This window comes from Acinetobacter sp. YH12120 (assembly GCF_013418795.1).
GTDB classification, from domain to species: domain Bacteria; phylum Pseudomonadota; class Gammaproteobacteria; order Pseudomonadales; family Moraxellaceae; genus Acinetobacter; species Acinetobacter towneri.
In genome coordinates this window covers 85,266-102,220 of record NZ_VPBI01000002.1, presented here as the reverse complement: position 1 = coordinate 102,220, position 16,955 = coordinate 85,266, and the positions used below count along the sequence as shown (strand labels likewise).

The following is a 16,955-nucleotide window of genomic DNA, read 5'->3' as shown; positions in this document are numbered from 1 at the left end:
TTTTAATTTACAAGTAATTAAGATTTTAGTGCTGCAATACACTTACATCCGCAACACGTGTAAACAAATCACGTAACTGCGCAAGTAAACGTAAGCGGTTGGCTTTCAACTCTGCATCATCTGCCATCACCATGACACTGTCAAAGAAAGCATCAATAGGCGCACGCAATGCAGCCAATTGAGAGAGTGCGGTGGTGTAGTCTTTTGCTGCCAATAATGGCTCCACCACAGGTGTGATTTTCGCAAGTTCCGCGAATAATGCTTTTTCTGCATCTTCCACCAAGTTAGCTTCAATGACGCTTCCTTCAGGTGCGGTTTCTTTGGCTAAAATGTTGGCAACACGCTTGTTTGCAGCAGCCAATGCAGCCGCTTCAGGCAAGGCACGGAAGTGATTTACCGCATTCACACGTTTATCAAAATCTAGTGGAGATTTTGGTGATAAAGCTTGAACGGCTTGAATCACATCTACTGCAACGCCTTGGTCTTCGTATTTCGCACGGTAACGACCTTCAAGGAATGCAACAGCATCTGCCAAAGTCTTGTCGTGATCTTTTAATACATCGCCATAAGCAGCCAATGCCAGCTTGATCAGGTCTTCGATAGATACATCAAGTTCATTTTCAGTCACTAGACGCAGGATACCAATGGCAGAACGACGTAGCGCAAATGGGTCTTTAGAACCTGTAGGTGCCTGACCAATACCGAAAATACCAGTTAAAGTATCTAGACGATCCGCAAGGGCAATCGTTGTACCCGTTTTGGTTTTAGGCAGAACGTCACCCGCGAATTTAGGTAAATATTGCTCACCTAAAGATTCAGCCACTTCATCATTTTCACCTTCAAGACGTGCGTAGTAAGTACCCGCGATGCCTTGAAGTTCTGGGAATTCACCTACTAACTCAGAAGTTAAGTCGCATTTTGCAAGCAGGGCAGCTTTTTCAGCATCTTCAGCTTTTGCACCCGTAATCGGAGCAAGTGCGACAGCCAGTTTAGCAATACGTTCAGACTTGTTCCACAAAGTACCCAGTTGTGCCTGGAATACCATGTTGGCCAGTTTCTCTTTACGAGAAGCTAATGGCTGTTTCTGGTCTTGCAGGAAGAAGAACTCAGCATCTGACAGACGTGGACGAACCACTTTCTCATTACCTTCAATAATTTGAGTCGGATCTTTAGACTCAATGTTTGAAACGGTAATGAAGTAAGGCTGTAATTTGTTTTCAGCATTCACCAGACAGAAATACTTCTGGTTATCCTGCATGGTAGTGATCAGGGCTTCTTGAGGAACGGCAAGGAAGCGTTCTTCAAAGCTGGCACGTAGTGCAACAGGCCATTCAACCAATGCAGTTACTTCATCACGTAGGTCGCTTGGTACAATCGCAATCGCATTAACTTCATCTGCCAACGCTTTTACTTGCTGATCAATGATCGCTTGACGCTCTTCAAAAGAAGCGACAACGTGCGCTGCTTTTAACTTCTCAAGGTATTCATCTGCATGTGCAAGGGTGATTGCTTCAGGTGCATGGAAACGATGTCCATAAGTGACATTAGCTGCCTGATGGTCTTGAATCGTTGCTTCAATTACTTGATGATCTTTAAGTAAAACGACCCATTTTACTGGGCGCACAAATTCAGTACGGCTTGCAGCAGAACGCATACGTTTTGCAATTGGCAGGTTGTCCAATGCTGTTTGTAAAATGTGTGGCAATAACGCATCAAGGCTTTGACCTTTCACGTCTTTTAAGTAGCACACTTTTTCAACTTTACCTGCTTGGAATGTAGATACTTGATCTACAGTAATGCCTTGACCGCGCATAAAGCCTTCAAGGGCTTTGGTTGGTTTGCCTTCGGCATCGTAAGCAGCTTGAACAGCAGGGCCGTCAAAGCGTTTTTGTGTGTCTGCTTGTGCGGCATCAACATTAGCAATTTTAAGTGCCAAGCGACGTGGTGCTGCATAGGCTTCAATTGCATCAAAAGCCAAGCCTGCATCTTTTAAACCTTTTTCAGTTTCTGCAAGTAGTGCATCACGTAAGGTTTTTAAGCTTTTCGGTGGGAGTTCTTCGCAACCGAGTTCAAATAAAACTGTATGTTTAGACATTATTTGCTTTCCTCAGTATTTTGCGCTTTGGCTTCCGCTTCAACCTGTGCTTTTAATTGTGCCAAGACTTCATCACGTAAATGTGGTTCAGCCATTGGGAAGCCTAATTTTGCACGTGCAGCCACATAACTTTGTGCAATAGAACGTGCCAAAGTACGGACACGTAAAATATAACGCTGACGCTCAGTCACAGAAATTGCACCGCGCGCATCCAAGAGGTTAAAGCAGTGAGATGCTTTAATCACTTGCTCATAAGCAGGTAGCGGTAATTCTGCTGCAATTAAACGGCTCGCTTCTACTTCATAGAAGTCAAACAGTTCAAACATTTTTTCTACAGGTGCGTATTCAAAGTTATAGGTCGATTGTTCAACTTCGTTTTGATGGAACACATCGCCATACGTTACAGTACCAAACTGTCCTTTAGTCCAAACCAAGTCGTAAACTGAGTCTACACCTTGCAAGTACATTGCCAGACGTTCAAGACCGTAGGTGATTTCGCCTGTTACAGGGTAGCACTCAACACCACCGACTTGCTGGAAGTAAGTAAACTGAGTCACTTCCATGCCGTTTAGCCATACTTCCCAACCCAAGCCCCAAGCGCCAAGAGTTGGAGATTCCCAGTTATCTTCTACAAAGCGAATGTCATGCACCAATGGGTCAATTCCAATTGCTTTTAAAGAATCTAAATACAACTGTTGAATGTTGTCTGGGTTTGGTTTCAGCACCACCTGAAATTGATAGTAGTGTTGTAAGCGGTTCGGGTTTTCGCCATAACGACCATCTTTAGGACGACGAGATGGTTGTACATACGCCGCGTTCCATGTTTCTGGACCTAAAGCACGTAGGAAAGTGGCAGTGTGGAATGTCCCTGCACCCATTTCCATATCGTAAGGTTGTAAAACGACGCAGCCCTGCTCCGCCCAGTAGTTTTGTAAGGCAAGAATTAAGCCTTGAAAGGTATCAATATGCGATATGGCGCGACTCATGGTCATCCACTTAAAATTAGAGAAAAATTGTGCTCAATTATAAGGATTTTGCGGGGTGCTGGCAAAGGTTAAAGCACAACTAGCGGTTGGTTGTTTGGGGTTTTACAAATTCACTGATAAATTAAAGATATAAAACAAATACATCTTACTGAATGATTGCCTTATAATCTTGTCCAATTGTCACCACTGGATTGCCTGCCCGTGTTTCATTCACAACTTGATTGGCTGAATACGCTGAAACCCAATTTTAAAGTATTGCCGTTAAAAGAACGCCTACTTTGTGGTTTGGGCGCATTATTGGGTTTGGCATTATCTTCCCTGATCAGTTGGTGGGTGTTGGGCGATATTAACGCATGGTATATCGCGCCAATGGGTGCATCTTCGGTATTGTTGTTTGCTGTGCCTGCCAGTCCTTTGGCGCAGCCGTGGAATATTGTAGTTGGGAACAGTATTGCAGCAATTATGGGCGTGAGCTGTGCTTTATATATTCCAAATTTAACCGAAGCCTTTAGTGTGGCTGTGGCTTTATCTATTTTCTTGATGATGACCACCGATTCGCTGCATCCACCGAGTGGAGCAGTGGCCATTACCGCAGTGCTTGGCGGAGATGCCGTGCGTGAGCTGGGTTATCACTTCATCTTTTATCCTGTGCTGCTTAATTCAGTTTTGCTGATGGTGATTGCAATTGTATTTAACCGCATGATTGGCAAGCCTTATCCTCAAACGCCACAGTTGAATCAACGTACCCAAGACCCAACGCCTACTCAAAAAGCCACTATTCAGCCGCAAGATATTCAAGATGTTTTAGATGCACAAACCCAGTTGCTAGATATTAGTGAATACGACTTACAAAAAATCATTTTAGAAGCGCAACACAAAGCCAGTGAACGACAAACTCAAGCACTGACTTGTGCCGATATTATGAGTAAAGATGTGGTCAGTTTGCAGCAAGATGAGGATATTCACAGTGCTTTAGAAAAATTCAAACACATGAATTTAATGAGTTTACCTGTCATTGATACAGAGCAACATTTGGTTGGAACTTTGGCGCTGTATGAAGTAGTGGAATGGTTTAAACACGCAACAGATTTGCCGTATAGCTGGAAACATCAAGTGAAACATATCATGTTACGCCAAGTGGTCACGGTGCAACCGCAACAGAGTATTCAAGACCTTGTGCCGTACTTTGTCGAGCGCTCTTTTAACTACATTCCTGTGGTAGAGCAGCAGCGTTTGGTGGGGATCATTAGCCGTGCCGATATGATTGCCGTCTTGAATCAACAGCTTGCTGTAAAGACCAATTAATAGACTCGCATTGTCGATGTGTATTCAACACGACTCAATCCTGAAATGCTGTGACTTTTAAAATATATTGCAGGTTGAAAGGCAAAAAAAAGCTACGATGCTTGGGGGAGCAATCGTAGCGAAAAAGAAAAAAACTGTGTAAATAAGGGATATCTAAGAGTGAATCAGCGAACGATTAAAACCTATAAATCTTACATGTGGTCAGTCTTTAAAATTTCAATACCATTTATCGGTCTTGATCAGAATTGACCGTGCGTACAGGTCTTGTGTAGCCCTGAGTATAGTTTGCTGTATTCGACTGGTTTTGTTTAGGAATCACCAACCACAACACCAAATACACCAAAATGCCAGGAAAGGCAGCGCTCATCACGGAAACAATCACAAAAATTAAGCGCAGTAAATTTGCGTTCCAACCAAAACGTTCAGCAATACCACCCATAACCCCAGCAATCATATTTGAGCGGTTTGAACGATATAAACCAACATTGGCCATCTAATTCTCCTTAAGAGATCTAAAATTCAAAATAAATACAGGCTGATGTTTAGCTTCACAGCACATCATCTATATATAAAATAAAAATGGTGATGCACTTGGGTTTTTAAAGGGCGGTAAGCAAGGCAATTAGTAAAGTTATGTAACATTTGGTGTTGCTTAAACCAGCATCCACCTAAAATATCCTAAAGAAGCGATGGGCAGAGTAAGCGCTTGACCACAAAGGATTGAGGAAAAGCATGGCTTACATCGAGCTGCCTATTCAGTGGTTTGAATAGGACTGAGTATTCAGTCTGGTCACTCTATATGAGGGATAGTGTGTCAGCTAAATCAAATATTTGCGCAGTTTCAATATGGAGTGCAGTGGCATTGCTTGGATGCGATGATTCACAACTTGAGCAAGCTGCCGTGCAAAAATATACAGAACAGGCAGAAACCAAAAGACTGACTGAGGTGGCAGGGCAGGCAATCGCACCCATACAAACGGCTGCAACGGAACATCATATTCCCGAGAATCATCTGACTTATGTGGGACGCTATACCATTCAGATTAGCTGTGAAGATAAGTTTGTTATGTGCGAAAGCGGAAAAGTCGATTATATTCTGACCTTATTGCCTGATGGGACAGCGCATCGTATTTTTGTCAATGCGGGGCAAATCAGTTACGACAATAAAAAAAAATACCGCAAAGATTTATGGTTCTATGATGAAGACGCGCATCAAATTGTGGTGGCACGCGCCTCTGGGGTGAACTTTTACTATAATGTTGATCAAGACCATAATTTAATTATGGATAAAAACAAAATTGCGATTGCAACAGAAAATAATCGTGAATACTTTAAAAGCAATCCCTTACCTTCGCAAAACTATCATTTAATCAGAGCAAGTTAATTATTCGCTCATTCAATTCTTAGCCCATTCGTGAAAAACTTTTGGGCTTTTGTTTTTTTACATCAAGTTTTTATTTGGGATGTGTAAAGTATGATTTATCAATGATGGCACATCGTCTACAACTGAATTGAGCAAGGTGTAGTGGATAAAAGTGTTAGTCAAACAGGGCAGAATACGGGAATTCTATAGTAAATTACGAAACTGCACGATCCACAGAATAGTGCTGTGATGACTGGTAATTTAAAGATTTTTTAGAAGGAATGGTGGGTCGTCCGCGATTCGAACGCGGGACCAACGGATTAAAAGTCCGCTGCTCTACCGACTGAGCTAACGACCCAGAGGAGTAAAAATGACGATGATCATTTTTAAAGTATCAACCTTGAAGAAGATGGTGGGTCGTCCGCGATTCGAACGCGGGACCAACGGATTAAAAGTCCGCTGCTCTACCGACTGAGCTAACGACCCATCTAAGGTTGATCAAGGAAATGGTGGGTCGTCCGCGATTCGAACGCGGGACCAACGGATTAAAAGTCCGCTGCTCTACCGACTGAGCTAACGACCCTGAACCAGCAATCAAGCAGGCTTGATTGTGAAGTGCAAGAAAAACCAGAGGGTTTTAAGCACCACTTCGTTTGATGGAGCGTATTGTAGCAAGATATGAAGCGAGCGCAAGTAAAAAATAAAAAAGTTGCCTATGTTTGATTATAAATGCAACAAATTTGTCGTATCTAATCAAAAAATAGGCAACATAGTGGCTTAGAAGCGATATTGATACTGTTGAATATTGTCGTAAATTTCTTGGGTCAGCTCGCAATAAGCAGATTGGTTTGGCAATAACACCAGAATTTTTTCATCACACTGTTTTAAATCAAAACCTTGAGTTTTCAGGGTGTTCTTCTGATATTTAAATGTACCTGTGGTTTGCATTTGCTTTTGAATGCGTAAAAAAACGGGTACTGCATAAGCGGGCATTGCTTTTTTAAACTCCACCAGCATTTGACGCAAGTCTTGTTCATCTAACTGGCAGCCTTCGTTTAAGGTAATCGCAGCCATACCTGCACGACCATTGGTATGTGGGATTTCAACGCCATACACGACAGCTTCAGCAATTTTTTCATAGTCACTGACAATGTTTTCTACTTCTGTGGTGGATACGTTCTCACCTTTCCAGCGGAAGGTATCACCTAAACGATCAACAAACTGGGCGTGACGGAAGCCAATGTCGCGGACTAAATCGCCCGTGTTAAAATAGGCATCGCCTTGTTTAAACACGTTTTGCATCATCACCGCCTTGTTTTTTTCAGGGTCGGTGTAGCCATCAAACGGTGAGCGACGGGTGATTTTTCCAATCAATAAGCCGACTTCGCCTTTTTTGACTTTCATGCATTTGCCTTTGGCATCGCGTACGGGTTCATTTTTTTCTTTATCAAACTGAATGACCGCATAAGGTGTCGGTGAAAAACCAACCGTGTTGTCAAAGTTAAACACATTGCTAAAGCCGACGTTGCCTTCGCTAGACGCATACAGTTCCAGAATTTCCTGAACACCAAAGCGTGTTTTGAATTTGCTCCAAATATTAGGACGCATGCCATTGCCAATCATTTTGGTCACACGATGCCCACGCTCTAAATCAGAAGCAGGCGCATCCATTAAATAACGGCACAATTCGCCCACATAGCCAATCGCAGAGGCATTGAATTTGTGTACATCTTGCCAGAAGCATGAAGTGGAGTATTTTCTACGGATGGCAAAGGTGGCACTGCCTGCAATTACGCCACACCAGCACACCACAATGCCTGTGGCGTGGTACAGCGGCAGAGTGCAGTACATCACATCATCCTGATTTAAACCCAAGACATGACCATAGGTACCATAAGCCAACGTCCAACGGCTATTGGTGAAAATCACCGCTTTAGGTAAGCCTGTTGTACCTGAGGTATAGATATAAAACAGCCCATCTTTGCCCTGTACTGACTGTGTGGTGGCAGGGTTAAAGCTTGGGAATGATGCAATGCATTGCGCTAAATTTTGAAAACCTTCAGGGGCAGTGCCAGCATCGGTACGGGTATTTTGATCTGCAAACCAATACAGTCGATTTTCTGTAAGCTCAAGTTCTTGGCGAATATCGGCAACGGCTTGACGACATTCTTCCCCCACAATCACGGCAATTGGTTTGACTAAATTGATGCTGTGCGCCAAAACTTTGGCAACTTGTGCGGTATTGACCAAAGCCACGGTAACGCCAATTTTTGCTAAGCCAATGACACTGGCAATTAATTCAGGGCGATTTTCCAACATCACCGCAATGACATCACCTTTGCGTGCGCCAATGCTTAAATAGTAATGTGCAATTTGGTTAGCCCATGCGTTGAGCTGCAAATAGCTGTACTGCTGATCTTCAAACACTAGTGCACAGCCATGCGGGTTACGATGCACGGCTTTTTCAAATGCTAGACCTAAGCCTGCAGGCGTGTTGGGTGTGCGTAAATAGGCTTGCTTTAACCCTGTGATCAGGTGAGGCACTTTAGTCATAAACTGCGGAATTTTTGCCGCAACATCCGTTAAGCCAATTAAATCGCTTTTTGTCATCTGGTTCATAAGAATCCTGTTTTTGTCATCATCCGTTGCATCTGCAAAGCATCGCGTCTTATTGTTTTGTAATCCCTTAGTCCTAGTGCAATCAACCTAATTTTTAGCTTTGACTGATGTTTTTATAAAAGCTGTTAAAAATCAAAAACACCTAAGTTCAAATTAGCTCGCTTAAATTTAAGTCAGCACCGCGTTGGCTCTAAAGTAGCAAAAAAAATCCAGCCATTAAAATGACTGGATTTTTTTATTCCGCTGCAAAAGTGCGAATTACGACTCAGTTGGCGGAGTTACTTTTTTAGGTGGACGACCACGTGGGCGACGCGGACGTGCAGTTTTCTCTTTTTCTGCTTTGTCCTGTTCAGATTCAGCAGTTTCGACTGGGTCATCTACTGCTAATTCCACTTGTACAGGTGCGACCACTTCAACGGCAGTTTCTTCTTGCGCTGCTGCAGTTTCAGTGACAGTTTGTGCAAGGTCGTCTTGCGCGTTCAACTCTGGCTGAGTAGCTTCAGTTGTAGCCTCTACTTCAGGGTTTACTTCTGTAGTTGCTTCGACTTCTGTGCTTAGCGCTACAGACGTTTCTGCAGTAGAGTTTGCTTCTACAGATCCTTCTGTAGCTGCCACAACTTCAGTCGTTGGCTCTGCTGCAGGTGTGCTTTCTGCTTCAGCTTTTTCTACTGCCTGTGCTTGCTTGGCTTGTTCCAAGGCTTGCTCAGCAGCTTGTTTGGCTAAACGACGACGCTCACGCGGATCGTTGGCAACACGCTTATCTGACACAGGTTTTGGTGGTGTTAGGTCTAACACAGGTGCAGGCTCAGCTTCAGGAGCAGCTTTGGCAACTTCCACATCACGAGTGACAGGTTTTTTCTCTGCCACAGGCGCAGTGCTAACAAGGCTTGCAGCATACTCGTCAGTGAACTTCTGCAAAGCACGATTGAACGTTGGAATTAAACCAAACTGTTCAATCAGAACTGAACAATCTTCGCCATAGACGTGGCGAATCAGGCTACCAATGCTGTATTGCGCTAAAGTTGGCACCTGTGAAGGTGTTAACTTTGGTGCAGTTACTTGCTGCGCTTGACCTTCACGTTGCTGACGACGACGCTGACGCGGGTCATTGCTGGCACGTTTTGCAGGCGCAGTCGGTTGTGCTTGAGCTTCCGCAGGTGCAGCTGTTTCTTCTGCAACAACGGCTGCAGCTTCTACCACTGCAACAGCTTGAGTTGGTTCAGTAACCGTTTCAAGCACAGTTGCTTCTACTGCTGTCACTGGTTCAGCCGCTACTGGCGCAGCATTCAATGCCACAATTTCAGTTTGAGCTTGATCGACATTCACTACCAAAGCCGTCGTGTTGAACTCTTGACGCGGTGCATCAATTAAGTCCACTTTTGGCTGATTAGAAGCCACTGCGGTAGGTGCTTGCTCATTCAATACGCTTGGGTCGCGGTGACGATTTGGGCGTTCTGGACGAGGCTGGTTACGACGGTCACGACGTGGCACGGCATTTTGCTGCTCATTGTTATTTTGAGCTTCTTGCTGCTGCGGTGCTTGGTCATTGTTGTGCTGACGACGAGAGTTGCGTTTGTTTTCACGCGCTTCTTGACGTTGCTCCTGACGCGACATTTGAACCACTTCTTCATGCACTTGATGTTGTTGATTATCGTGCTGAGTTTGCGGCTCACGTTGCTCTTTGTGCTTGTTATTGTTGTTGCTGTGACGCGGCTTTTTGTTGTTGTGACGCGGAGCAGGTTTGTCTTCACGTTCAGCAGATTTATCTGCAGAGTCACGTTCAGTTTTTTGTGCCACTGTTGATGGTGCAAGGTACACATTTTGACTGCTTGCAGCAGGGGCAGTAGACGCAGTTGCAATTTGACCAAACTGACCACGGCTCACAGCACCGCTATTTACCATTTGCTCAATGGCTGCTGCAGCATTGTTGGCACTACGTGCTTGATCAATAGTGCTGGCTTGCTTTTGAACAAACAGGTTTTCTAACCATGCACATGGGCTTGCAGCTGTTGTAGCTGCCGCAGGTGCAAGCTGCTGTTGTGCAGATGCTTTATTTTGCTGTGCTGCTTGTGGTTTTCTTGCAGAGGTTTTTTCTGCCGCAGGTGCAGCAGCGTGGCTGTGCGCTTGATCGGCTTCTTCTAAATGCCATTCAGAAGATTCATAACCCAACTCTTTTTCGCTTGAACGAGTTGCTTCAGTACGTTCATAGCTGGTTGGTGCAAAGCCTTCAGGATTATACGAAATTTCGTAATGCGGGGTTTCTAAGTGTGGGTGAGGTAATACAGTCACACGCACATTTGAGGTTTGCTCAAGGTAAACCAGACTGTGACGTTTTTCATTCAGTAAGAATGCTGCAATTTCAACAGGTACTTCGACTTGAACTTCACCATGACGTTCACGCAGGGCAATTTCTTCCACTTTACGCATAATTGAAAGTGAAAGAGAGCGTAGGTCACGTACCATGCCTGTACCGTGACAGCGTGGGCAAACGTAACCAGTCGCTTCTTCAAGTGATGGACGTAAGCGCTGACGGCTCATTTCCATTAAACCAAAACGTGATAATTGACCAAATTGAATACGTGCGCGGTCACTTTGTGTTGCTTCACGAAGTTTGGCTTCAACCATACGTTGGTTGCGGTCTTTGGTCATGTCGATAAAGTCGATGACCACCAAACCACCGATGTCGCGTAAACGCAATTGACGCGCAATTTCTTCGGCAGCTTCAAGGTTGGTATTAAGCGCAGTATCTTCAACATCTTGACCACGGGTAGACTTAGCCGAGTTGATGTCAATTGAAACTAATGCTTCAGTTTGGTCAATGACAATTGAGCCGCCTGAAGGCAATTTCACTTCACGCTCATAAGCTGTTTGAATTTGGCTTTCGATGCCAAAATGCGCGAATAGCGGCTCATTTAAAGTATAGGTTTTTAGCTTGTCTAATTGACGTGGCATCACGGCTTTTACGAAGTTATAGGCTTCGTTATAAGCTTGTTCTGAGTCAATTAAAATTTCGGCAACATCATCACGTAAGTAGTCACGAATCGCACGTGTCACCACACCTGCTTCTTGGTGTACCAACATTGGCGATGGGCCAGAGCTTGCGGTGTTTTGAATTTGCGCCCAAAGGTCAAGCAAGTGTTGTAAATCAAGCTGTAATTCTTCTTGTGAACGACCAATGCCCGCAGTACGTACAATCACGCTCATGCCGCGTGGCACGTTTAAAGATGCCAACATTTCTTTGAGTTCTTCACGCACAGAACCTGAAATTTGACGACTGATACCGCCACCTTTCGGGTTATTTGGCATAAGCACTAAATAACGACCAGCCAAAGAAATGAAGGTAGAGAGCGCAGCACCTTTGTTGCCACGTTCTTCTTTTTCTACCTGTACCAAAAGCTCAGTGCCTTCAGTGATCAGTTCACGAATATTAGAAGTTTGGCGAGGGTCGGCTTTGTAATAAGAGTTTGCGATTTCACGCATCGACAGGAAGCCTTGGCGACCTGCACCGTATTCAACAAATACGGCTTCTAAAGAAGGTTCTACACGGGTCACATGACCTTTGTAGATATTCGATTTTTTTTGTTCACGGGTACGATTTTCTAAATCGAAATCGTAAAGACGCTGACCAGTGACAAGTGCAACGCGAATTTCTTCGGCATGTGTTGCATTAATCAACATACGTTTCATGGGTGTAACACCTAATAGTGATACACAGCAAAAAATCGCTAGACACGTAGCGAACATCAAGCATCACGGATCAACTGCTCAGATCTCAAAAAAACCAATTGTGGTCTGAGTTTTTTTTACCGGCCTTTTTGTGTGGGGCTGCGGTGTATGATTCACGTATTGATGATGGCAATACGGCTTTAACCTTTAAACGGATAAAGTCACCTGATCGCTTCACTGGCGGACGAGCGGTGTATTGGATGTGTGTAACTTTCACTGTCACATTGCTCGAAGATCATCTCTTCTTTCATAGATAGAGTGTCTTGATACGGAATTATCGTCGTATCTTTACAAATTGTGCAGATCCAATACATCAAACGCTTTAGCCTGAAGTGGTTTTCAGGGTGCGACTAATCTGATGTGTATCAGTTTACGTTTAAAAACCAACTAGAGTTGGCGACATATTTTTTCAGGCAAACTGATTTATGTACCTGAGGTACAATTAAACGCAACAGTTTGCTTTTTTGCCGATATAATAAGCCTTCGGCGTCGGCATAATTCTTTTGGGACCTGCTCGTATGTAGTGGGATGTTGGTTGATTGCTCTATTTCAGAAAAACCTGAAAAGATTCAACGTGAACCCACTGACGATGGTTTCCGTGCGCTGACTATATCAAACCTTGCATCATCTGCCTATGGGCTAAGCTTATGTTTCTTGTGTAAAGCATAGCCTAAATGATCAGTTTTTAATCAATTTTAGTATTTTATTAGGTCTCTTAACTGTATGAATTCTACCCAACAATGGCAAAGTGTCACTTGGTTTGAAGTGGATGAGCATCAAGCGGGTCAACGCATCGATAATTTTTTGTTTAGTCGTTTAAAAGGGGTGCCTAAAAGTCGCATCTATCGTTTGATTCGTGAAGGGCAGGTGCGGGTCAATAAAAAGCGCATTAAAGCAGAAACCAAACTGAATATTGGCGATCAAATTCGTGTGGCGCCGATTCGCTATGAACAAAAAGACGACAGTGCTGCTCCAATTTCAGACAAGGTGGCACAGGGTTTATTGAGCCGTGTGGTTTATGAAGATGAAGGCTTGATGGTGGTGAATAAACCTTCGGGCATTGCAGTCCATGGCGGCAGTGGCGTTGCCTACGGGTTGATTGAAGGCTTACGTGCTGCGACAGGTAAAAAATATTTGGAATTGATTCACCGTATTGACCGTGATACTTCAGGCTTGGTGATGATTTCCAAAAAACGCAGTACCTTAAAAACCCTGCAAGATTTATTGCGCGAACATAAAATCCAAAAAACTTATGCTGCGATTGTCAAAGGGCAGGTGAGTTTGGATCAACAATTGATTGATGCGCCGTTGCATCGTTATGAATTGGCGAATGGCGAACGTCGTGTACGTGTATCTAAAGAAGGTAAAGAGTCTAAAACCCAGTGGAATGTGGCTGAGCGTTTTATGCATGCAAGCTTGGTATATGCTTCGCCGTTGTCAGGACGTACCCATCAAATTCGTGTGCATGGTTTAAGCATTGGGCATCCGTTGGTGGGTGATGATAAATATGGTCATCAAACTGAATATCGGGGTCCTGCGCCACGTCGTTTGTGCTTACATGCCATGCGTTTGGAAATTCCAGGCTATCCTGTGATTGAAGCGCCTTTACCTGAAGATATGCAGAGTTTGGTGGCGCAGTTGAGAGCGCAAAAGGCGGATAAGCCGACGGCGCCACCTGAGTTTTAATTTTTGTAACTCTCTGTTGTGCGATAGCAGCTTGCTTCTTTTTAAAGATGAGGAACATTGTTTCGCAAAAAGGAGATGAGGTTTTCAGGGGTAATTCACTGCCACATTTTAAAGTTTTTAATTTAAATTTTTGGTGTATAGGCTATGCCTTACTTTTCAAAGATGAAAAGTAACAAAAAACTTTTGTTTCGCTGATGGAACATCTCTGTGCCACAGCGAAACGGCGACATCCATGTCGCCCTTCGCGTATCGAATATTTGTTGTGATATATGTGCTGATTCTTGGTCGTTTATCCTTTTGAGTTAAGGTAAAGCGAGGGAATTTAAAAGCCGAATCAAATCTAGGAATCTAATATGAACAAACCTGTAGAACTCATCATTTTTGATTGGGATGGCACCTTATTTAATTCCGTCGGTCAAATTGTGGCGAGTTTGCAGTTCGCAGCACAACAATTTCAGCAACCCCTGACCGATGCTGCGGCTAAAAGTATTATTGGTTTGGGTTTGCCTGAAGTGGCACAGCGTTTATTTCCTGAAGTGCCAGAGCTGCATCAAGCGATTTTGCAGTGCTATTCAGAACACTATGTCGAACACTCAAAAACCGATGCTTGGTTTGAGGGTGTGGCAGATATGCTCGATGAGTTGTCAGGTTTGGGACTGAAATTGGCAGTGGCAACAGGCAAAAGCCGTAAAGGTTTAGACCGAGTGTTGGCGCAAACCCAAAGTCAGGATTTGTTTGTGGCGACACGTGCTGCAAGTGAAACCAAATCTAAACCTGATCCTTTAATGCTGCAGGAAATTTTGAGCAGTACCGATGTGCAGGTCGGGCAAGCGATTATGGTGGGTGACACTTCTTACGATTTAGAAATGGCACAAAATATTGCTATGCCGCGTGTAGGCGTGAGTTATGGCGTGCATAGTGTAGAGGTGTTGCAGCGTTATCAGCCTTTAACCATTGCAGATGATGTGCCGAGTTTGCATGATTTTTTAGTGCAGCAATATCGTTTACGTCAGGCGAGTTAAACCCAGTAAAACAATTTAGATGAATTTGAAATTAGAGTAACTTGAAAAATTTCAGGTTGCTCTTTTTTTATGTACTTTTGGGAGCGTCATAAAAAGGCTTAGCTTTTAGTCTAAAGTTAGGATTAAGACATTTTAAGATTGCTGCGAATTGCCGAGTCAATGACTCGGAAAATAATGTCATAGCCTACAGACAACTGTTTTGCTTGCTTTTTATAAAAATAGATTAATAGCTAATAGCTATTGAAAAAAAGAAAATAAGTATTGGCATAAACCCGCCATTTTTCCGATTCTTAATCAGTTTACATACCTCTGAGCTGGATAGCTTGTCCTGAGAATGGACAAGATCGGGGTCATCATCCCTATTTTCTATTATTACCTTTCCAACATCTCGGGGTATATGCCCAATTTTTGCAGTTTAAGGAAACATTGATGTCGAATTCTGCTGTTGTTGAATCAGTTGCGCAAGCATTACGTACTGCCGAACTCTCTCAAACTGCGATTGCGCCAATCCGCCCAGAACTTGGTGGTGAAAGTGCTGACGTAGATATTGCCTATGCCGTTCAAGAAGTGAATACCGAACGTGCCTTAAAAGAAGGTCGTCGTTTGGTGGGGCGTAAAATTGGTTTGACCTCTAAAGTGGTTCAAGCACAACTGGGTGTAGATCAGCCTGACTTTGGCATGTTGTTTGCCGATATGGCTTATGGTGATGGTGAAGCGATTCCTGCAGGTTTGCTGATTCAGCCAAAAGTAGAAGCAGAAATTGCATTGGTGATTAACCAAGATCTAACCAAAGAAAAACACACGTATGCGGATATTATCAGCGCGACTGAATATGCCTTGCCTGCCATTGAAGTGGTCGATAGCCGTATTGAAAACTGGAAAATTAGTTTGATTGATACCGTGGCCGATAACGCATCTTCTGCTGCATTCGTTCTAGGTTCAAAACCAGTCAAGCTAGAAAATCTGGATTTGGTGAACTGCAAAATGGTGATGACCCGTGGTGAAGAAGTAGTTTCTCAAGGCGTGGGTAAAGCTTGTTTAGCAAATCCATTAAACGCTGCCGTGTGGTTAGCCGATGAAATGGTGCGCCGTGGTCGTCCATTGTTAAAAGGCGACATCATCTTAACTGGTGCTTTAGGTCCTATGGTTGTTGCACAGCCAGGTGAAGAATTTAAAGTCGAAATTGAAGGCTTTGGTTCAGTGACAGCTGCGTTTGCTGCGGAATAAATCGAGATTCTAAGAGAGTACATGCATGAAAAAGATTAAATGTGCAATGATTGGTCCAGGTAATATTGGTACAGATTTGCTTTATAAATTACAACGCAGTGAATGGTTAGAGCCTGTGTGGATGGTGGGAATTGACCCAACATCTGAAGGTCTAGCTCGTGCGGCAAAAATGGGTTTAAAAACCACAAGTGACGGTGTAGATGGTCTTCTTCCTCACGTACTTGAAGATGACATTAAAATTGCTTTTGATGCAACTTCCGCTTATGTGCATGCAGAAAACAGTCGCAAACTGAATGAACTTGGCGTGTTGATGATTGACTTAACGCCTGCAGCAATTGGCCCATTCTGCGTACCACCAGTGAACCTTGAAGCGTTGCTACAAGCGGGCGAAGTGCCAAACGTCAACATGGTGACTTGTGGTGGTCAGGCAACAATTCCTATGGTGGCTGCAGTTTCTCGTGTTCAACCTGTGGAATACGGTGAAATTATTGCAACGGTATCAACTAAATCTGTGGGGCCGGGTACACGTAAAAACATTGATGAATTTACCCGTACAACTGCAGGCGCGATTGAAGAAGTTGGCGGTGCAAAACAAGGTAAAGCCATCATCATCATTAACCCAGCTGAGCCACCTTTAATGATGCGTGATACCGTTCACTGCTTGGTAGAAGGTAAGCCAGATCAGGCAGCGATTACAGCATCTGTGCATGCCATGATCAAAGAAGTGCAAAAATATGTACCGGGTTACAAACTTGTAAACGGCCCTGTTTTTGATGGCAACCGTGTTTCAATTTTCTTGGAAGTTGAAGGTTTGGGTGATTACTTGCCTAAATATGCAGGTAACCTAGACATTATGACTGCAGCGGCTGCACGTACTGCAGAAATGTTTGCAGAACACGTTTTCAAAACTGCTGAAGCTTAAGGAA

Annotated in this window: 11 protein-coding genes and 3 tRNA genes; 6 read left to right on the top strand and 8 right to left on the bottom strand. The window is 43.8% G+C overall.

The features are described from left to right. Positions 1–25: 25 nt before the first annotated feature. Positions 26–2,095: a glycine--tRNA ligase subunit beta gene (glyS, locus tag FTU58_RS02650; RefSeq protein ID WP_180062000.1), complete on the bottom strand. Its 2,070-nt coding sequence runs from the start codon at positions 2,093–2,095 to the stop codon at positions 26–28. Continuing rightward, the gene (gene glyQ, locus FTU58_RS02645; protein ID WP_004976017.1) at positions 2,095–3,081 is read right to left on the bottom strand and encodes a glycine--tRNA ligase subunit alpha; all 987 of its coding nucleotides are present in this window, start codon (positions 3,079–3,081) and stop codon (positions 2,095–2,097) included. The genes glyS and glyQ overlap by 1 nt, the downstream gene beginning before the upstream one ends. A 201-nt stretch (positions 3,082–3,282) precedes the next feature. Between glyQ and FTU58_RS02640 the strand changes: the two genes are divergently transcribed. Then, entirely contained in the window at positions 3,283–4,386 is a 1,104-nt protein-coding gene (locus tag FTU58_RS02640; protein ID WP_131261074.1) for an HPP family protein, read from the top strand. A 226-nt stretch (positions 4,387–4,612) separates the two neighbouring features. Here the strand turns inward: FTU58_RS02640 and FTU58_RS02635 are convergent, their stop codons facing one another. Further along, the gene (locus tag FTU58_RS02635; protein ID WP_180061999.1) at positions 4,613–4,879 is read right to left on the bottom strand and encodes a PspC domain-containing protein; all 267 of its coding nucleotides are present in this window, start codon (positions 4,877–4,879) and stop codon (positions 4,613–4,615) included. Positions 4,880–5,242: 363 nt separating this feature from the next. Here FTU58_RS02635 and FTU58_RS02630 point away from each other — a divergent pair, with 363 nt between their 5' ends. Next, complete coding sequence (locus FTU58_RS02630; protein ID WP_225530221.1) at positions 5,243–5,770, top strand: hypothetical protein; 528 nt, start codon at positions 5,243–5,245, stop codon at positions 5,768–5,770. A gap of 261 nt (positions 5,771–6,031) precedes the next feature. On the opposite strand, the gene FTU58_RS02625 is transcribed toward FTU58_RS02630, so the two are convergent. The 5 genes from FTU58_RS02625 to FTU58_RS02605 form a co-directional block, all read right to left on the bottom strand. Further along, positions 6,032–6,107, bottom strand: a tRNA-Lys gene (locus FTU58_RS02625). A 52-nt stretch (positions 6,108–6,159) separates the two neighbouring features. Further along, positions 6,160–6,235, bottom strand: a tRNA-Lys gene (locus tag FTU58_RS02620). A gap of 21 nt (positions 6,236–6,256) precedes the next feature. Continuing rightward, positions 6,257–6,332 (bottom strand) — tRNA-Lys (locus FTU58_RS02615). Positions 6,333–6,526: 194 nt separating this feature from the next. Further along, positions 6,527–8,368, bottom strand: coding sequence for a long-chain-acyl-CoA synthetase (locus tag FTU58_RS02610; RefSeq protein ID WP_096901309.1), 1,842 nt, complete (start codon positions 8,366–8,368; stop codon positions 6,527–6,529). A 258-nt stretch (positions 8,369–8,626) separates the two neighbouring features. After that, complete coding sequence (locus tag FTU58_RS02605) at positions 8,627–12,055, bottom strand: Rne/Rng family ribonuclease (RefSeq protein ID WP_180061998.1); 3,429 nt, start codon at positions 12,053–12,055, stop codon at positions 8,627–8,629. A 762-nt stretch (positions 12,056–12,817) separates the two neighbouring features. Between FTU58_RS02605 and FTU58_RS02600 the strand changes: the two genes are divergently transcribed. The 4 genes from FTU58_RS02600 to FTU58_RS02585 all read left to right on the top strand — a co-directional run bounded on the left by FTU58_RS02600 (position 12,818) and on the right by FTU58_RS02585 (position 16,951). After that, on the top strand, positions 12,818–13,780 hold the full coding sequence (locus tag FTU58_RS02600; RefSeq protein ID WP_154321085.1) for an RluA family pseudouridine synthase: 963 nt from the start codon (positions 12,818–12,820) through the stop codon (positions 13,778–13,780). A gap of 353 nt (positions 13,781–14,133) precedes the next feature. After that, the gene (locus FTU58_RS02595; RefSeq protein ID WP_154321084.1) at positions 14,134–14,802 is read left to right on the top strand and encodes an HAD-IA family hydrolase; all 669 of its coding nucleotides are present in this window, start codon (positions 14,134–14,136) and stop codon (positions 14,800–14,802) included. Positions 14,803–15,231: 429 nt separating this feature from the next. Further along, on the top strand, positions 15,232–16,029 hold the full coding sequence (locus FTU58_RS02590; protein WP_004976036.1) for a 2-keto-4-pentenoate hydratase: 798 nt from the start codon (positions 15,232–15,234) through the stop codon (positions 16,027–16,029). Positions 16,030–16,054: 25 nt separating this feature from the next. Further along, positions 16,055–16,951, top strand: a complete 897-nt coding sequence (locus tag FTU58_RS02585) for an acetaldehyde dehydrogenase (acetylating) (protein WP_180061997.1) — start codon at positions 16,055–16,057, stop codon at positions 16,949–16,951. Positions 16,952–16,955 lie beyond the last annotated feature (4 nt).